16 protein-coding genes are annotated in these 16,451 nt (G+C 45.5%); 13 read left to right on the top strand and 3 right to left on the bottom strand.

All coding sequences use genetic code 11. From position 1 onward, the window contains the following. Window positions 1-18: 18 nt before the first annotated feature. Both AB4Z29_RS08145 and AB4Z29_RS08140 read left to right on the top strand, forming a co-directional pair. Window positions 19-1,380, top strand: a complete 1,362-nt coding sequence (locus AB4Z29_RS08145) for an LLM class flavin-dependent oxidoreductase (protein ID WP_441942569.1) — start codon at window positions 19-21, stop codon at window positions 1,378-1,380. Then, window positions 1,361-2,620, top strand: a complete 1,260-nt coding sequence (locus AB4Z29_RS08140; protein WP_441942568.1) for an acyl-CoA dehydrogenase family protein — start codon at window positions 1,361-1,363, stop codon at window positions 2,618-2,620. The genes AB4Z29_RS08145 and AB4Z29_RS08140 overlap by 20 nt, the downstream gene beginning before the upstream one ends. Before the next feature lie 54 nt (window positions 2,621-2,674). Here AB4Z29_RS08140 and AB4Z29_RS08135 read toward each other — a convergent pair whose 3' ends face one another. Next, window positions 2,675-3,649, bottom strand: a complete 975-nt coding sequence (locus tag AB4Z29_RS08135) for a YpdA family putative bacillithiol disulfide reductase (protein ID WP_441942567.1) — start codon at window positions 3,647-3,649, stop codon at window positions 2,675-2,677. A gap of 214 nt (window positions 3,650-3,863) precedes the next feature. On the opposite strand from AB4Z29_RS08135, the gene AB4Z29_RS08130 reads away from it, so the two are divergent. The 3 genes from AB4Z29_RS08130 (at window position 3,864) to AB4Z29_RS08120 (ending at window position 8,301) form a co-directional block, all read left to right on the top strand. After that, on the top strand, window positions 3,864-4,406 hold the full coding sequence (locus AB4Z29_RS08130; RefSeq protein ID WP_441942566.1) for an ADP-heptose synthase: 543 nt from the start codon (window positions 3,864-3,866) through the stop codon (window positions 4,404-4,406). 313 nt (window positions 4,407-4,719) lie between these two features. Continuing rightward, window positions 4,720-6,465, top strand: a complete 1,746-nt coding sequence (locus AB4Z29_RS08125; protein WP_441942565.1) for an ABC transporter ATP-binding protein — start codon at window positions 4,720-4,722, stop codon at window positions 6,463-6,465. 15 nt (window positions 6,466-6,480) lie between these two features. Further along, the gene (locus AB4Z29_RS08120) at window positions 6,481-8,301 is read left to right on the top strand and encodes an ABC transporter ATP-binding protein (protein ID WP_441942564.1); all 1,821 of its coding nucleotides are present in this window, start codon (window positions 6,481-6,483) and stop codon (window positions 8,299-8,301) included. A gap of 16 nt (window positions 8,302-8,317) precedes the next feature. On the opposite strand, the gene xerS is transcribed toward AB4Z29_RS08120, so the two are convergent. Both xerS and AB4Z29_RS08110 read right to left on the bottom strand, forming a co-directional pair. After that, entirely contained in the window at window positions 8,318-9,412 is a 1,095-nt protein-coding gene (gene xerS / locus AB4Z29_RS08115) for a tyrosine recombinase XerS (protein WP_441942563.1), read from the bottom strand. 218 nt (window positions 9,413-9,630) lie between these two features. Beyond that, complete coding sequence (locus AB4Z29_RS08110; RefSeq protein ID WP_441942811.1) at window positions 9,631-10,260, bottom strand: NAD(P)-dependent oxidoreductase; 630 nt, start codon at window positions 10,258-10,260, stop codon at window positions 9,631-9,633. A gap of 317 nt (window positions 10,261-10,577) precedes the next feature. Here AB4Z29_RS08110 and AB4Z29_RS08105 point away from each other — a divergent pair, with 317 nt between their 5' ends. From AB4Z29_RS08105 to AB4Z29_RS08070, 8 genes are all read left to right on the top strand, one after another. Then, window positions 10,578-11,234, top strand: a complete 657-nt coding sequence (locus AB4Z29_RS08105; RefSeq protein WP_441942562.1) for a cell wall hydrolase — start codon at window positions 10,578-10,580, stop codon at window positions 11,232-11,234. Window positions 11,235-11,403: 169 nt separating this feature from the next. Then, window positions 11,404-12,123 carry a DsbA family oxidoreductase gene (locus AB4Z29_RS08100; protein ID WP_441942561.1) on the top strand — a complete coding sequence of 240 codons (720 nt, stop codon included), beginning with the start codon at window positions 11,404-11,406 and terminating at the stop codon, window positions 12,121-12,123. Window positions 12,124-12,145: 22 nt separating this feature from the next. Then, complete coding sequence (locus AB4Z29_RS08095; protein WP_441942560.1) at window positions 12,146-12,361, top strand: hypothetical protein; 216 nt, start codon at window positions 12,146-12,148, stop codon at window positions 12,359-12,361. Between the two features lie 3 nt (window positions 12,362-12,364). Continuing rightward, window positions 12,365-12,778, top strand: coding sequence for a VOC family protein (locus tag AB4Z29_RS08090; RefSeq protein ID WP_441942559.1), 414 nt, complete (start codon window positions 12,365-12,367; stop codon window positions 12,776-12,778). Between the two features lie 108 nt (window positions 12,779-12,886). Next, window positions 12,887-13,972, top strand: a complete 1,086-nt coding sequence (locus tag AB4Z29_RS08085; protein WP_441942558.1) for a lactonase family protein — start codon at window positions 12,887-12,889, stop codon at window positions 13,970-13,972. Between the two features lie 46 nt (window positions 13,973-14,018). Then, window positions 14,019-14,234: a cold-inducible protein YdjO-related protein gene (locus tag AB4Z29_RS08080; RefSeq protein WP_441942557.1), complete on the top strand. Its 216-nt coding sequence runs from the start codon at window positions 14,019-14,021 to the stop codon at window positions 14,232-14,234. Between the two features lie 142 nt (window positions 14,235-14,376). Continuing rightward, window positions 14,377-15,717, top strand: coding sequence for an ATP-binding protein (locus AB4Z29_RS08075; protein ID WP_441942556.1), 1,341 nt, complete (start codon window positions 14,377-14,379; stop codon window positions 15,715-15,717). Further along, the gene (locus tag AB4Z29_RS08070; protein WP_441942555.1) at window positions 15,714-16,346 is read left to right on the top strand and encodes a response regulator; all 633 of its coding nucleotides are present in this window, start codon (window positions 15,714-15,716) and stop codon (window positions 16,344-16,346) included. The genes AB4Z29_RS08075 and AB4Z29_RS08070 overlap by 4 nt, the downstream gene beginning before the upstream one ends. Window positions 16,347-16,451 lie beyond the last annotated feature (105 nt).

Raw genomic sequence — 16,451 nt, 5'->3', positions numbered from 1 at the left:
TGAGAGGGGATATCATTTATGAAACAGATTCATTTAGGCGTATTTGAAGTGAACAGCGTCAATCATTTGACACAAGGGATATGGACACATCCTGCGCAAAACCGCATTCATTTCAATAGCCTGGATTACTGGATAAGCATTGCTCAACTATTGGAAAAAGGAAAAATAGATTTTATGTTTTTTGCTGATTCTTACGGCTCTCCAGGCAAAAATGCGGAGCTGGCTTTCCGGGAAGCCTCGGGCCCTCCCGGCAATGATCCGATGCTGTTACTGCCTGCATTAGCAGCAGCTACCAAACATCTCTCTTTCGCAATGACTACTTCGACGACTTATGAAGCACCCTACGCAAACGCTAGAAGGTTTGCTACGCTCGATCACCTGTCAAAAGGCCGCATCGGATGGAATGTAGTAACGACAAGCACGCCAACTGCGGCAGCATTGTTCGGGCGCAGCGAGTTTGTTCCGCATGACGAACGATATGATATTGCGGATGAGTTCCTCGACGTTAGCTATAAGTATTGGGAAGGCAGCTGGGAAGAGGACGCCTTGCAAATCGATCGTGAGAAGAGAGTATTTACGGATCCGGATAAAGTTCATCGAGTTGAGCACGCAGGCAAATATTTCAAATCGGAAGGCTACTTCTCCAGCTCGCCTTCGCCGCAGCGCACGCCGGTGATCTTCCAAGCAGGCAGCTCGGAACGAGGGCGTGCCTTTGCCGCAAAGCATGCGGAGGGCGTTTTTCTGAAAGCTCCCACCCTTGAGGTGCTGCGCAATCAAATCGCCGACATTCGGCGGCGTGCGGTTGAATACGGCAGAACCGCGGATTCCGTTAAAGTATTTACGGGATTATCAGTCATCACGGCGACAACCAGCAAAGAAGCGCAGCGGAAGCATAAGGAGTACCTCAGCTACCAAAGCGCCGAGGCCACTCTTGCAAGCTATGCTTCCGTAACTGGAATTGATTTGACCAAGCTTGATCCGGATTCTTATTTCGAGAATATCCATACGGAAATGGGTCAGACGCATACGGATCGATTTACGAAACATGTGAAGAACAAAAAGACGGTTGGCGAAGTACGTGACGATTTCTTGGAAAAGGGATTTCGCGGTGTAACGATTGTCGGTTCGCCGGAGGAAGTCGCAGACCGTATTGCAGAGGTGGTTGCCCTTACTGATGTTGACGGTTTTAATTTAGAGCCGTATGTCCTCCCCGATTCCTATACCGATTTCATAGAGTTGGTTATTCCGATTCTGCAGGAACGCGGTTTGTTCAAAAGGGATTATGAAGCTGGCACCTTCCGAGAAAAGCTGTTCGGAAGCGCAAGACTGCGTGGAGGTCATCCTGGCGCTGCTTACCATCATGCAAAGGATAAAGCATAACCTCATGAAGTATGCGGAGAGGCTTGTCGGTTATGAGAATGTCCGTGATGCTTCGATACGTGCGGAGCTGACAGAGCGGCAATGGACGCTGTTGATGCAAGCACGTGAAGCAGGAGAGCAGGTAATCGGACCAGCAGCTTGGCTGGTGGATCATGAAGCTCGCTACCCGCAGAAAGCGATGGAAGCGATTATTGCAGCCGGACTTGTTGGTTTAGCAGTGCCGGAAGCTGCTGGTGGGCATGGGGCAGGTTATGGCGGGGATGTAACGCTGCTGCCGCTCGTGCTAATGGAGCTCGCAGCATGGTGTTCTTCCGCCTCACAAGTATTTGCACTGCATAACACAGGCGTTCAGTTGGTGCATGCACTCGGAAGCCGGAAACAGCAGCACTTTTTTTTCAGAGAAGTTATATACAAGAATCAGCTGTTTGCTAGCTTTGGGAGTGAAGCAAATGCGGACCGCTATAAGCTTAGCAGCGAGCTATCCGCAACAGAGGGCGGCTATTTTCTCCAGGGTAACAAAATATTTGCAACGGGTTCCCCTGCTTCGAAATGGGCCATTTGGCGCTCTAATCTCTCTGAGGAGGAAGGATCAGGCAGCCAAGAAGAACGTTTTAGAATGCCGATTGTAGATTTGGAAGCACCGGGGATAACGATTAATGATAACTGGGATGGTATTGGCCAGCGTGGGACGGGCAGCGGTACGGTTGAAGCCTTAAAGGTTTTTGTTCCATATGAACAGGTTATTGGCAATCCTACTGCATATAGCAGGGTACAGCCATTTTTTAATACTCAATTTCATATTCATTTTGCCGCGCAATACGTTGGAATCGCTGATGGTGCAATGCGGGAGGCCATTCAATATTTGAAGGAGAAAAGCAGAAGTATAAGTTCTGGCATCCCCGTGGTAGAGGATTCACTCATAAAAGTCAGATTAGGAGAGATGGATGCTAAGTTAGAGTCTGCACGGCAGCTTGTGCTGCGCGCGGCTAGGCTGCTGCATGCTGCCCAAACAGTTCCTGATCTATATCCTAGTGCAGCGATTGCCGGCTCACAGGCGAAGGTCATAGCAACGTCTGTTTCACTTGAAATTACATCTGATGTCTTTCAATTAATGGGTGCAAGAGCCGCGGCGCGCAAATATGGATTTGACCGGTATTGGAGAAACGCACGAACCTTAACGCTGCATGATCCCGTTGACAAACAGAGCGAGTGGCTCGGTCAATCCATGTTAAGCCGCTAAGAAACGCAAAAAGGGGAATTAGCCGGAATATAGCTAATTCCCTTTTTTTGGTATCTAGACGCGGCTTTTGATATGTTCAGCAATCTTGCAGCCATGATATCTTCCTGATTCAATAAATATTTCGTTTGCTTCGTGTCGGGAAGCTACCACTCCAGCCAAATAAATGCCAGAAATATTGGTTTCCATCGTTTCTTCATTAAAAGTTGGGAAACCTTCGTCCTCCATCGTTACGCCAGCTGCATTCAGAAACTGGCGATCAGGGTGAAAGCCGGTCAGCGCAAGTACAAAATCATTGTCGATGCTCATTTCGCCTTCAGGTCCGTTTACCGTAATTGAATGATTGTCGATGGCAGTAACCGTTGATAGAAACAGCATGCGTATCGAGCCCTTTGTAATCTTAGCTTGAAGGCCTGGCTTAACCCAAGGCTTAATACTTCTCGAATAGTCCTCACCGCGATAAATGATCGTTACATCAGCTCCAACACGCTCGAGCTCAAGAGCTGCATCAATCGCCGAGTTGCTGCCGCCAATGATTGCAACCTTCATCCCCACGTAAGGATGGGATTCTCGAAAGAAATGACTTACCTTATCCAGCTGTTCACCTGGAATTCCTAGCTCGTTAGGATGATCAAAATAACCGGTCGCGATAATCACATAGGGGCTGCTATAGAGCGTTTTCTCTCCAAAACGATTTTCTCCATGCAATTTAAAAGTATCCTTGTCAGGTGTAATCGCTGTAATGGATTCATAAGCTTTAATACGCAGCTGTTTCCGCTGGGCTGCTGTCCGGTAATAATTCAGCGCTTCAAGCCTAGATGGCTTGTCATTGGCGGTCGTGAAAGGGATCTCGCCGATCTCAAGCTTATCCGGTGTGCTGAAAAAATGCATGTAAGTTGGATATTGGGAAATGGAGTGAACGATATTTCTTTTCTCTATGACAAGTGGATTTAAACCTATGCGTCCAAGCTCAATGGCCGCTGCCAATCCACAAGGGCCTGCTCCGATAATAATGGCGTCTTCGTATTGCATCGATGGAACCCTCCCCAAAATAATCTTGCTGTCTTTCTATTGAATAGATGGCTTAACGATCATTTTACTTCTCCGCACATATATTGTGCAAATTTGGATGAATGGCTATCTTGTACAGGCATGCGAATATTGTATAATAATGTGGAAGCGTTCATAATAAGTAAGTTAATTGCTATGATGATAGTTTAATCGATTGAATATAGGAGGAGATCACATGCGGAGGCGTTTTGTAATAGAGGCAGTTTTGGTGGCAACGTATGGGCATCTTCTAGTTCCAAGCCGTCCCATCGAATATGTCATACCTTATTCTTCCATTGCCGAGCTGTACGAAATGAGAGATGGTGCCGATCCTGTTATGGATGATCCTGACGATGATGGGCATGTGAAAAATAAAATTAATGAGCTGATCGCTTTTTTTGAAGATTCGCTCAACCGTAAAAAAATTGAAAAAGCGATGCAGGTCCCGTGGAGGGAAAGCTCTCCGCTGCTTCTTAATGATTCGATTCAATTTACGGTCGTTCACGCAGTTGATAATGCGCATTATGGCGAGTTGTTTGATCCAATTGAAACGGAATTGCTGCTGACGAGCTTGAAGTTTAACGTTCCTTTACTCTCAGACCAGTTTGAGTTCCAAGATAAGCTGATCGAAGCGGAAGTACCTGTCCAGATTTACGATATTGAGGATTTTGAGTTTGCCGTTGAAGAAGGTATTTCCGCGAGTGATTTGGATATGCCGATTGAGTCGGATCGATTTTAATTTTTTTTGCAAGACCTATTGCACAAATCAGGAATTCGATGTTAAGATTTGGATGGGTTAGGAAGTTATGATCAATACGGAAGCTAAAGGGGGGCTAAGGTATGTTTAACATTTGGACTGGGATGAATGTCGCTAATGAGCAGAATAGCAACTTATTCCAAAGTGTCAAACAAACATGCCTGCTGGCCAGCCTTCGTTCAATAGTGTGTTAGCGTAGTTCGTCTAATTGCCGCTTCGCACTGTCATACGGAGATCTCAAGCCATTATTGGCTTGAGATCTTTTTTTGTTTCCAAATGAAGGAGGGGTTGTCTGATGAAAACGCTTTTAAGAATTATGATTTATGTCAGACCGAATGCCAAATGGGTATTCATTGCCATTGCAATCATGATTTTGGCCACTTTTTTTGATTTGGCAGCACCTTGGATATTGGGTCGGATTTTTGATGAAGGAATCGGAAAGAGCGACATGTCAGTCGTCATTGGTCTCACGCTCGCGCTCGCCGGTATCCAAGCTTTGAAGAGCATAGGGATGTTCGTTCAAGGCTATTCGCAAGAGCTGGTAGGGCAGAATGTCGTGTTCAAGCTTCGTAAGGAGCTTTACGGTCATTTGCAGCGTCTGTCGTTTTCATACTTCGACCGCGCACAGACTGGCCAGCTAATGTCCAGAATGACCGGAGATATCGAAGCGGTAAAAAACTTTGTCGGCTTTGGAGCCATGAATTTGATTACCGGCATGCTTACATTTGTGGGTACGACCATCTTCATGATGACGATGCAGTGGAAAGTCACGCTTATCAGCTTGATTACAATTCCGTTTATCTTGTTTGTTTTATTCCGTTTCAATCACCGGGTTGGACCAGCGTGGTCTAAAATTCGGGAGCAGATGGGTCGTTTAACAACGACGCTTCAAGAAAACATTTCCGGTATCCGTGTAGTAAAAGCCTTTGCTACGGAGTCTGTCGAGCAGCGGAAATTCGCTGAACGAAATGAGCAAAACTTTGAGACCAATATGGACCGCGCAAGCCTGGAAGCCAAAGCATTTCCGTTGATGAACTTTTATGGCGGCCTTACTTTTGTGTTGATGATCTGGATCGGTGCTGTATTTGTAGTACGCGACGAAATGTCAATCGGAACGTTTATGGCGTTTCAATGGTACACATGGGGAATTATTTGGCCGCTTAATATGCTTGGCTGGCAAATCAATATTTTACAGCAGGCGATTAAGGCTGCCCCGCGCGTGTTTGAGGTGCTTGATACGCCGGTCGATATCGACAATCCCCCAAATGGGAATGATTCAACGCATATGTCAGGCCATGTTGCCTTTGATCATGTCGTTTTTCATTTCGCAGATCAAAACAAGGAGTTGGATAAACCGATATTAGATCAGGTTTCGTTTCAGGTGAAGCAGGGTGAGGTCATTGGCGTTCTTGGGTCAACGGGTTCAGGAAAAAGCAGCTTAATTGGCCTGCTGTCCCGATATTACGACGTGACCAGCGGAAGCGTACGAATTGATGGCATTGACGTTAGGGAGTATGAGCTGGACGGCTTGCGCAGGAACATAGGGATCGTGCCGCAAGAAACCTTCCTTTTCTCGGCGACAATAAGGGAAAATATCGCTTACGGATTTCCGGAAGCGACGCAGGAGCAGATCGAGGATGCCGCTCAGAAAGCGCAAATTCACAGCTTTATTCAGAGTATGCCAAATGGCTACGATACACGCATCGGTGAACGCGGAGTGGGCTTATCCGGCGGCCAAAGACAGCGGGTGGCTCTTGCAAGAGCCATACTGATGAACCCGCCGATCCTTGTACTGGACGAAGCAACGGCAAGCGTGGACACAGCAACCGAGTCTGCGATCCATGAAGCCCTGCTGGAGGTTATGAAAGGACGTACAACGTTCATTATCGCGCAGCGCTTATCTTCGATTCAGCACGCGGACCGTATTCTTGTTCTAGAGAACGGGAGATTGATTGAAGAGGGCACGCATAAGGAGTTGAACGAGGGAAGCGGGTTTTTCCGACAGCTGTTCGATAGACAGAACCAATTCGCGAAGCAATAGAAAAGAGGTGGGAGCATGAGCCAAACCGAGTGGGACCTTGACGAGGATCAGGAAGAGAAGCCGTTTAACGGCAAATATATGAAGCGCATGCTGCACTATTTGCTGCCATATCGCAAACTAATGACTCTTGTCGTTGTTGTCGTTTTTATCAATATGCTATTAAGCCTGTCTGAACCGATCATTCTTGCTTATCTCATCGACAAAGGGATCGGAATGAAGGACTTTACCGTTATTCATATATTAGCTGGTGTGCTGCTTGGCGTGAAGCTAATCGGATGGCTCCTAAGCTGGATGCATACGAGATGGATCAATTTTACGGGACAACGGATATTATTTGATCTGCGCCAGCAGCTGTTCAATCATTTGCAAACCTTGTCGTTTCGTTTTTTTGACGGAAGACCGGCCGGAAAGATCATGTCCAGAATTACAAACGATACGAATGCCATTGGTGAGTTGATTAACGGCGGGTTAATTACAATGGTCATGGAATTCACTCATTTGCTTGGCATCGTCATTATCCTCGTTTGGATGGATTGGCAGCTTGCGCTGCTCTCCTTTATCATGATGCCGCTGCTGTACCTGATCGTATCGAAGCTGAGGCCCAAAATAGAAGGCTCATGGTCTCGTTCACGCTCAACGATGTCAGCCATCAACGGAAATTTGAACGAGACGATACAAGGTATTCGCGTTATTCAAGCATTTTCTCGCCAACAGACGAATAACGATCGATTTAATGGCATTAACCTTCGTAACAAGCAAGCTTTTATGCGAGCCATTACATTGGAATCCACCGTGTATCCCTTAGTTGAGATGATTGGAATGCTGGGAACATGCATCGTCGTTTGGTATGGTGCAATGCGGGTAATAGATGGGGCTATTACGCTTGGTTTTATTATGGCGTTCATCAACTATTTATGGCGCTTCTGGGGACCGCTAAGCGCGTTGTCCAAAGTGTACAGCCAGCTTCTGTCCGCGATGGCTTCCGCGGAGCGAATTTTTGAAATATTGGATACAGAGCCAGAGGTGAAAAATGAGGTTAAGGCTCGTGAAATGCCTCAAGTGCGTGGCGACGTATCGTTCAAAAACGTATCATTCCGTTACGAGGAGAATAAACCAGACGTACTGAAAAACGTTTCATTTGAAGTAAAGGCAGGGCAGCGTGTTGCCCTCGTGGGTCCAACCGGTGCCGGGAAGAGCACGATCGTTAATTTATTGATGCGGTTTTATGATGCGAGCGAAGGCTCGGTGCATATAGACGGTATGGATATCAAGCAGGCAACTCTTGAGTCGTTAAGGAAGCAGATGGGAATTGTACTGCAGGATTCGTTCATATTCGCAGGTACCGTGGAAGACAATATGCGTTATGGTAACGAAGAGGCAAGCGATGAGGAGCTGCTTCGTGCCGGAGAAAGCGTCAGGCTTGACCGAATCGTAAGCAAGCTGTCTGACGGCTATCAAACAGAGTTAGAGGAGCGCGGTTCCAAGCTTTCTGTTGGACAAAGGCAATTGCTTGCATTCGGCAGGGTTCTGCTCTCCGATCCAAGAATACTCATTCTTGATGAAGCTACTTCAAGCGTAGATACGGAGACGGAACAGCATATTCAAGAAGCTCTGCAGAAGTTATTGGCAGGCAGAACTGCATTCGTCATTGCCCACCGTTTATCGACGATCAAGGATGCTGACCTTATTCTTGTCATTGAGAATGGAGAGGTTGCCGAGCAAGGCTCTCATTTGGAATTAATGAAGCTGGGCGGTTTATATGCGAATTTGGTCCTTACCCAGCTGTCCATGCAGGAATCAGTCATGCTGCAGACGAACACGAATGGAGGAAAGTGAAAGAGGAAGCACCGCATCACTGCGGCGCTTCCTCTTTTTTTGCTTGATCGATAGCTTTGGCCATCGTTTTATCCGTAAGATGGGCATAAATCTGCGTCGTTTCCGGTGAAGCATGACCGAGCTGTTCTTGTGTTTTATATATATCGTTGCGCAAATAGTAGTCGGTCGCGAAGCTGTGCCTAAGCTTATGTACAGATAAGTAAGGTTTGCCGAATCGCTTCGCATACTTAATGACCATTTCTTGAATGGCGCGTTTTGTCATGCGGGAGCCTTCATTTCTACCGTTGGCGATAGCCAGAAACAGTGCCTTCTCGCGCTTTGGCGCCTTGTAGCGTACGTCTCGCAGCGTTAAATATGCTTGCAAATCCTCAACCGCCTCTTGTCGGAAGTACACGGGGGTCTTGAACGTATCGTCATTTTTACCTTTGCGATAGACGTAAGAGAGCTTTTTTTTCAAATCAATATCGTCCACGTTTAAATTGACAAGCTCTGAGACACGCAAGCCGGAATGCAGGATAAAACTGATGATACAGGCGTCCCTTGTCATATTAAGCTCGTAAGCATATAAAGCCTGTTTGTTTGTCGCTACTTCGATTCCGTAATGCTGTTTGATATAGGCCATGAATTCCGTAATTTCTTCCTCCTGCAGCAGCTTGCCCTCAAGCTTTGCGGCAGTATCCTTAGGTTTATGCGTCCGTTTTATCGTTACCTTGGCCATAACGTTTCGTTTGAGAAGCGGGTAAAATTCCTCGTCTTCTGCAATTTGGCTCAAATAATGAAATAACGATCGAAGGGAGGACAATTTACGGGATATTGTGGTTTTACTGTTTCGTTCTGCTTTGTAGGTGGAGAGGTACATGCGGAAGCCGTCTATGCTGTCCATATGAAGCTTCTCCAGCTCCAACAATGTTACATCCCGCATAAGTTGAGCTTGTGATAATCCTTCGGCCATTAACCAATTCAGAAAAGTCTCATAATCGCGTATGTACTCCACTAAGGAGGAAGGTGATAAATCAGGTAGCTTATAGCTGATGAATTTCTCTATATACCATGGCATAGCAGGGAGCTTCTTATCAAGCTCCAGACGATCCTTTTGTTTAAGTATATTCATGCTCGTCCAGCCCCTATAATTAATGTATTAAATTATACATGTGATTAACATAACATAATAGATATTATGTAAACTGATTTCAGTGCTTGAAAACTAGCTCATGATAATTGTACCAATTCTAGCAAAAGGAAGACAACACTTTGATGAATAGCGCATAAAAAAACTGCCCTGTATCATCAAAGATGATGAGAGGACAGTCTGAGGGAGGCAGAAGCAGCTTAAACGTTAATCGCTGTAAATCTGCGGTTGAGAAATTGAGGATTTTCGATTTCATCGAGCAGCACAGCTGCATAATCCTCCATACTGATTTTGCTTTGATGCTGTTCATTCATTATGAAATGATCTTGTCCCAGCTGTACCTTGCCCGTTTTTTCACCTGGTTCAAAGAGGGCTGCTGGACTTAAATAAGTCCATTTGAGTTCTTTTTCGCCGCGAAGCGCATCCAATTGATCGCTTTGCGCTTTTGCGGTCGGGTAAAATAATGGTGGGAATTTTGGCGTATCCAGAAGCCTGGTACCATTCTCATCGACTAGCAAGCTGCCTGCACCGCCGACATTATACAAGATCGTATCGCTGCTTTGCTTAAGTATGCTAATCAAATGGTTGATCAGTTCAACATGCTGTTGCTCAAAACCTGGCCTGGCAGAGAAAGCATTTACGACTGCATCAAATGTGTTAAGTTCGGTACCAAGCTCAAATACGTCTTTTACAAGAACACTAATTCCGTCAGCACTAGAAAGTTTAGCTGCATCTCTCACGATCGCGGTAACTTCATGACCACGATTTTTCGCTTCCGTTACAATTCGGCTTCCGGCACGTCCAGTAGCGCCAATAACAGCTATTTTCATCATAATAACCCCTTTTAGATTCATTTTTTATTACTAAATTGAAATGTAATGGAGATGGTTGCGACAGCTTATAAAAGAATAGTGACGATCGCTCGCTGATGTAACAATTATAGTTACAACTTAGGTGAAATGTCAACGATTCGTTTCAGATTTTTGGATGATTGTAAATTAGTAAATGTATGTAATTCCGATATCACGGTTACATTTCCATAGTAACTGTGCTAAACTCGAACGAGCCAGTCGACAGGTTGCCAAACTTATTCCAATTTGCGAAGGAACGTGCACGCGCAAATGAAAAGGGAGGTTCATTCCACACAATGAACATAAAATTTATCACATATAGTATGTCGCTTATTCTCGTCTTTATGATGGTGTTTAGCGCTCCACTAGAAGCAGCTTATGCTGCTCAGCCGGCTACCTTGAAGATAGGAAGTTCCGGCTCTGATGTTCCGGATCTTCAATATCGGTTAAAAACAATCGGATATTTCAATAAAGACGTAACGACTTACTTCGGAACGACCACTCTGCAGTCGCTTAAACGGTTCCAGAAGGAATACGGATTAGCAGCCGATGGCATTGCCGGGAAGCGTACCTGGGAAACGCTGAAAAAAGTATCCGTGAACAAATCTGAGCTTGATTTGCTTGCAAGGATCATTTATGCGGAAGCACGCGGTGAATCTTACAAGGGACAGGTTGCCGTTGGTGCGGTCGTGATGAACAGGTTAGGAAGCTCCAGTTTCCCGAATTCCATCAAGGAAGTCATTGAGCAGCCACAGGCGTTTACGGCAGTAGACGACGGACAATATAAGCTAACGCCTAATAAGCTTGCTTACCAGGCAGCACAGGAAGCTGTGAAGGGTTATGATCCAACAAACGGCGCTCTGTATTATTTCAATCCCGAAACAGCTACGTCGGATTGGATTTGGTCGAGAAAGCAGACGCTAAAGATCGGCCGTCATATATTTGCTATATAGTTCAAAACGGATTCTTATGAATAAGTCGCTGCATGCGGCTTGTCATGAGAATCTTTTTTATTTCCGGACTAAATCATGCACACTTGTTATCAAAGTTGAAAACAATCATGTTACAATAGCAAAGATAGCATCAACCTTTTTTTCAACTATTATCGGAGGTGTTTTTTTAGTGAAAGTGGAAATTTGGTCGGATTATGTGTGTCCGTTCTGTTATATAGGGAAAAGAAAGTTCGAGCTTGCGCTTGAGAAATTTGCTCACAAAGACAAAATCGAAGTGGCATTCAAAAGCTTTGAGCTCGATCCAAGCGCAGATCCGAATTCGAATGTAAGCACATATAGCATGCTTGCCGCCAAATATGGGATGAGCGTTGAAAAGGCGAAAGAAACGACGCGGAGTGTTGCCGAGCAGGCAGCAGCAGTCGGTTTGAGCTTTCATTTCGAGCTGACCGTATCAACCAATACGTTTGATGCGCATCGCCTCATGCAATATGCGGCACAGCAGGGCAAGGACAAAGCACTGTCGGAACGTTTATTCAGAGCTTACTTCACAGAAGGAGAGAACATTGGCAATCGCGAACAATTGGCAGAACTGGCAGCGGAAGCCGGTCTTGTTGCGAGTGAGGCATTGGCGATGCTGCAAACGGATCAATATTCCGCTAATGTTAGGGAAGAAGAAATGGAAGGAAGCCAACTAGGCATTAAGGGAGTTCCCTTCTATGTCATTGATCGAAAGTATGCCGTGTCAGGTGCCCAATCGCCTGCTGTGTTCTTAGATACGCTCAATAAAGCATGGGAAGAAAAGCATCCTGCGTTCATCCAAGTGGAAGAATCCGATCCGGATGTTTTATGCACGGATGGTTATTGCGTACCGGACTCTTCCAAATCTTAATTCCGAATGGATGGAGCTAGGCATGAAGGATAAGAGTCAGGGAGAGACGCATTGTCAGATTAAAAGATCCGGCAAAATAATCGAACATGATCATATTACGGCAACTATTTCGATTAATGGGAAAGCAATCAAGGTTCCAGCATCAAAGGTCGCTGCAGAAGTTGAAATCGGCGACCTTGTTGAATGGACAGGAAGTATCTGGTCCACAGAATCAAAAACACAAACAAAGGAGCTATGAACTATGGGCATGAACACAAAAATTGGCGGCGGCGGGTTTCATCATATTGCGATTCGCGTGTATGATTTCGAGAAGACGGTTGCATTCTATACGGAAGTTCTAGGCTTCACGGAAAAAGTTCGTTGGGGCGAAGGAGACGGGCGAGCAATTATGCTCGATACAGGCGACGGCAACTACTTGGAAGTATTCGCTGGCGGCAAGCAAGGGCAAAAAGAGGAAGGCGCATTCCTGCACCTTGCACTTCGCTCTAACAATGTAACCGAGGCAATCGAGCATGCAAGAGCTGCCGGGATGGAGATTACGGTTGAGCCGAAGGATGCCGTGCTAGGCGGTATTCCTGTTCGAATCGCCTTTTTCAAGGGGCCTGATGGAGAGATTATCGAGTTATTTGAGAGTACTGGCGAGGATCGGCTTTAAGAAATAATCCATTTGTCGGATGGGCAATCAAGTCTTATAATAGATTACGGTATGAATATGTATCGTTGATTAAGCAATGAATTGCAATTGTTAAGGAGGGGAATCAATTTGTCATCTACATCACAACGATTGCTAGTATTCGCCGGTTCTTATGCGGAGGCAGAAGATAACGGCGTCTATGTGTATGCATTCGATGAGGAATCGGGCACATTACATTTAACGGACTCCGTTGCAGGACTCAAAAATCCGACATTTCTTAATGTGGATGCGGGGCGCAACCTGTTGTACGCAATCGCCGAAACGGTTAACGATGCCGGGCAAAAGGTAGGGGAGGCAGCTGCGTTTGCTATCGAACCTGCAAAAGGTGCAATTAAGCTGTTGAATCGTGAAATCACAGTAGATTCCACAACCTGTCACATTCAACGCGACGCGGAAAGCCGCTTCTTGACCGTCACCAGCTATCACGGCGGAATGATTGGACTATTCAGCATTCAAGATGATGGCACGATCGGACAAAAACTCGATGTGAAGCAGCATGAAGGACGCAGCCTGCATCCAGAGCGTCAGGATCGTCCGCATCCGCACTCCTCCTTTTATAGTCCAGATGGCCGGTTTTTACTCGTTTCCGATTTGGGCCTTGACCGCATTGTCACGTATAAGCTGGACGCAGCCGACCAGAAGCTGGTCTACCAAAGCGAGGTGGCATTGCATCCCGGTGCGGGTCCTCGCCATTTGACTTTCCACCCGAACGGAAAATTTGTCTTTGTCATTAATGAAGTGGATTCGACCGTTACTTCTTTTACATATGATAATGAGACGGGCCAATTACATGAATTGGAAACAGTAAGCACGCTGCCAATTGGCTTTGACGGCGACAATTCCTGTGCAGAAATAACGATATCTGCTGATGGCAGCTATCTGTATGGCTCAAATCGGGGGCACGACAGCATCGTGGTATTTGCGGTTAGTGCGTCAGGCCAGCTTTCGCTCCTCCAGCACATTTCAGTAGAAGGCGGTCATCCGCGTCATTTTGCATTAACGCCAAACGGACGTTATTTGCTTGCGGCTAACCGAGATTCAGACAATATCGTGACGTTTCGCGTGGATTCAACCAGCGGTGAGCTGACGTTTACCGGAAACCGTATAGAGGTTTCTAAGCCTGTTTGCGTCGTTCCTGTTTATTTAACGATATAAATAATTAATGCTATAAGTACAGAGATGAAAAGGGGAATACCTAAGCGTGGCTACAACCGAAGACGATAAACCGAAATTAAAAGCGACGAAAATTTTTAAATGCAAAAATCCAGACTGCAAAGCATGGGTTAGAGACGAATTCGCGGCATCAGAGCAAGCTTGCCCCATTTGCAAAGGACCGATGCTTAGAAGCATGCGTCATCTACCAGCAGTTCAAAACAAGCCAAAACCGCAGCCGCGCAAACCTAAATCAGATTATTAAAGACATGCTTTACATAAATCCCAATCCAGCGTTTCTCAACGCGGTTGGGATTTTTTTATTTTAAGAAAGAACAGTTTGAGCGTATGGGCCTCTCCTTATGTTAGGATATACATAGCAAATTATGATAGGAAGGTAAAAAAACATGTTCTTTTATTTCATCGCACTATTTACCGCTGGCGCAATTGTTTTTGCCAACCGTCCGAGGAGCGAGTCGAATCGATGGGCTTCTTATTTCTTGATTGCTGCTTCAATTGGAGGGCTTGCCTCACGATTGGATGAAAGCGGTTTTTCCCAAATCGCGTATGGACTGCAATTTTTTAATTATACGGTTACGCCTTATTGCGTCCTTATTTTCAGTCTTGTTTATGCGAATAAAACACAATTGCTCGGTATAAAAAGTATGCCTAAACTTTACGCTGCATTACCCATTCTATTGATGCTCGTATTTACATTTCTGTCAAATAACCAACAATGGTTTTTTAACCTGCTTTTGTTATGGAGTGCTCCGTATTATCTCGTTTCCTGTTATTTATTGGTCAATTCGTTCTGGAAAGAACAAGATTCACGGTTACGACGGAACCGATTCATTACGGCTGTTATCGTAGTACCGACACTTCTAGCCGTATTATTTTTTATCTATGTTGCCAAAGTGGTATCGCCTGCATTCGAGTTTTTCAATTACATTTCGGTGTTTATTATCTATTCGCTCGTTGTGGCCCTCCTATGTACGTTTATGTATGGGGTGCTTGGTGTGAGGCTGCGAATTGAGCATGATCCGATGGAGGGCAAAATGCGTGCGGTAAGCTCTGGCGCATCGATGCTCAATCACACGATTAAGAACGAAATCGGAAAGATTGCGATTAGCTCCGAAAATTTGCAAAGCTCGCTGACTGATTTGAATGAGCATTCTAAACAGCATATCCAAATTATTATGAACGCCTCGAATCATATGCTGGCTATGATGGATAGAATTCATAGCCAAATCAAGGATATTGTATTGAAAGAGGAGTCTGTTTCATTAGCCAATTTAGTTGAAGATACGCTCAAGCAGCATGAAGCACTAATGTTGAAGAAAAACATTATTTTGCATGCTGAATATACATTAAAACCGGTGATTATTTGCGATGCTACACACGTAAGCGAGGCAATCGGGAATCTGTTATTGAATGCAGGCGAAGCCATGCAAGCAGGCGGCATCATCACCGTCAAATTGTCAGATCATAAGTATGGGATTGAGCTCTCCGTACAAGACAGCGGCATAGGCATCTCCGAGGAGCTGCTTGGCCAAGTATTTGATCCGTTTTGCAGCAGTGGCAAAAGCAGCAGAAATTTCGGGCTTGGTCTCTCCTATGTATATAATGTGATCAATAAAAGCGGTGCTAAGATTACACTGACAAGCAAAGCTGGAGAAGGAACAAGGGCGGCTATTATTTGGCCAAAGCGGAAAGTTATTGAGGCTTGTAAAGGAGGTTCATCCGTGTGAGTCCGATAAAGGTTTTTATTGTTGAGGATGATGAGGATTGGATAAAAGCGTTGTCTTCCTTCTTAAACCGTGAAGCTGACCTGCTTATAGTCGGTACGGCAACAAATTCAACAGATGCGCTCAACATAGCGAGGTCTATACCTATAGATGTAGTACTAATGGATATCCAGCTAGAAGGAAGCGAATATGATGGCATTCAAACCGCGATATTAATGCATGAGCATACGCAGGCAAAGCTAATCATGTTAACCTCTGTAAATGACGAGAGCTCAATGACACAAGCATTTACGGCTGGTGCTGTACACTATCTGGAGAAAACTCGTTATCAGGAATTGCCGCAAGCGATACGAGGCGCGATAAATCATCCTGCACCAATGGAAGCATTGCTCAAAGAGCTGGCTCGTCTGAAGCGCGAGGAGCAGCTGCAGATGCTCACACATGCTGAGCGTGAAGTATTCGAGCTTATAGAAGCTGGCTATACACAGTCACAGATTGAAAAGAGGCTTTACAAGGCAGAGAGCACACTCAAAAACCAAGTGAATAAAATGCTGAAAAAATTCGGCGTCCGCAGCAGCAAGGAAGCTGTTGAGAAGGTCAGACGAAGAGGGCTCTTCCAAAAAGATGAGTAGGGATTGCGAAAAACATGTCTCTAAACAGGGTGGTACTACGATACGTAGTACCACCCTGTTTGTTGTACTAAAAAAGATGGCACTGCCGAAATACTAGGTAATATC

The organism is Paenibacillus sp. 2TAB23, assembly GCF_052115165.1.
Lineage (GTDB): Bacteria > Bacillota > Bacilli > Paenibacillales > Paenibacillaceae > Pristimantibacillus.
This window is presented reverse-complemented; position numbering and strand designations above follow the sequence as displayed.

What these genes read in the sequence shown, in the direction of transcription:
- AB4Z29_RS08145 (WP_441942569.1), top strand. Translation starts at nt 19, where the DNA reads ATGAAACAGATTCATTTAGGCGTATTTGAAGTGAACAGCGTCAATCAT.
- xerS (WP_441942563.1), bottom strand. Translation starts at nt 9,412, where the DNA reads ATGAATATACTTAAACAAAAGGATCGTCTGGAGCTTGATAAGAAGCTC.
- AB4Z29_RS08110 (WP_441942811.1), bottom strand. Translation starts at nt 10,260, where the DNA reads ATGAAAATAGCTGTTATTGGCGCTACTGGACGTGCCGGAAGCCGAATT.
- AB4Z29_RS08140 (WP_441942568.1), top strand. Translation starts at nt 1,361, where the DNA reads ATGCAAAGGATAAAGCATAACCTCATGAAGTATGCGGAGAGGCTTGTC.
- AB4Z29_RS08135 (WP_441942567.1), bottom strand. Translation starts at nt 3,649, where the DNA reads ATGCAATACGAAGACGCCATTATTATCGGAGCAGGCCCTTGTGGATTG.
- AB4Z29_RS08120 (WP_441942564.1), top strand. Translation starts at nt 6,481, where the DNA reads ATGAGCCAAACCGAGTGGGACCTTGACGAGGATCAGGAAGAGAAGCCG.
- AB4Z29_RS08105 (WP_441942562.1), top strand. Translation starts at nt 10,578, where the DNA reads ATGAACATAAAATTTATCACATATAGTATGTCGCTTATTCTCGTCTTT.
- AB4Z29_RS08090 (WP_441942559.1), top strand. Translation starts at nt 12,365, where the DNA reads ATGGGCATGAACACAAAAATTGGCGGCGGCGGGTTTCATCATATTGCG.
- AB4Z29_RS08130 (WP_441942566.1), top strand. Translation starts at nt 3,864, where the DNA reads ATGCGGAGGCGTTTTGTAATAGAGGCAGTTTTGGTGGCAACGTATGGG.
- AB4Z29_RS08125 (WP_441942565.1), top strand. Translation starts at nt 4,720, where the DNA reads ATGAAAACGCTTTTAAGAATTATGATTTATGTCAGACCGAATGCCAAA.
- AB4Z29_RS08075 (WP_441942556.1), top strand. Translation starts at nt 14,377, where the DNA reads ATGTTCTTTTATTTCATCGCACTATTTACCGCTGGCGCAATTGTTTTT.
- AB4Z29_RS08095 (WP_441942560.1), top strand. Translation starts at nt 12,146, where the DNA reads ATGAAGGATAAGAGTCAGGGAGAGACGCATTGTCAGATTAAAAGATCC.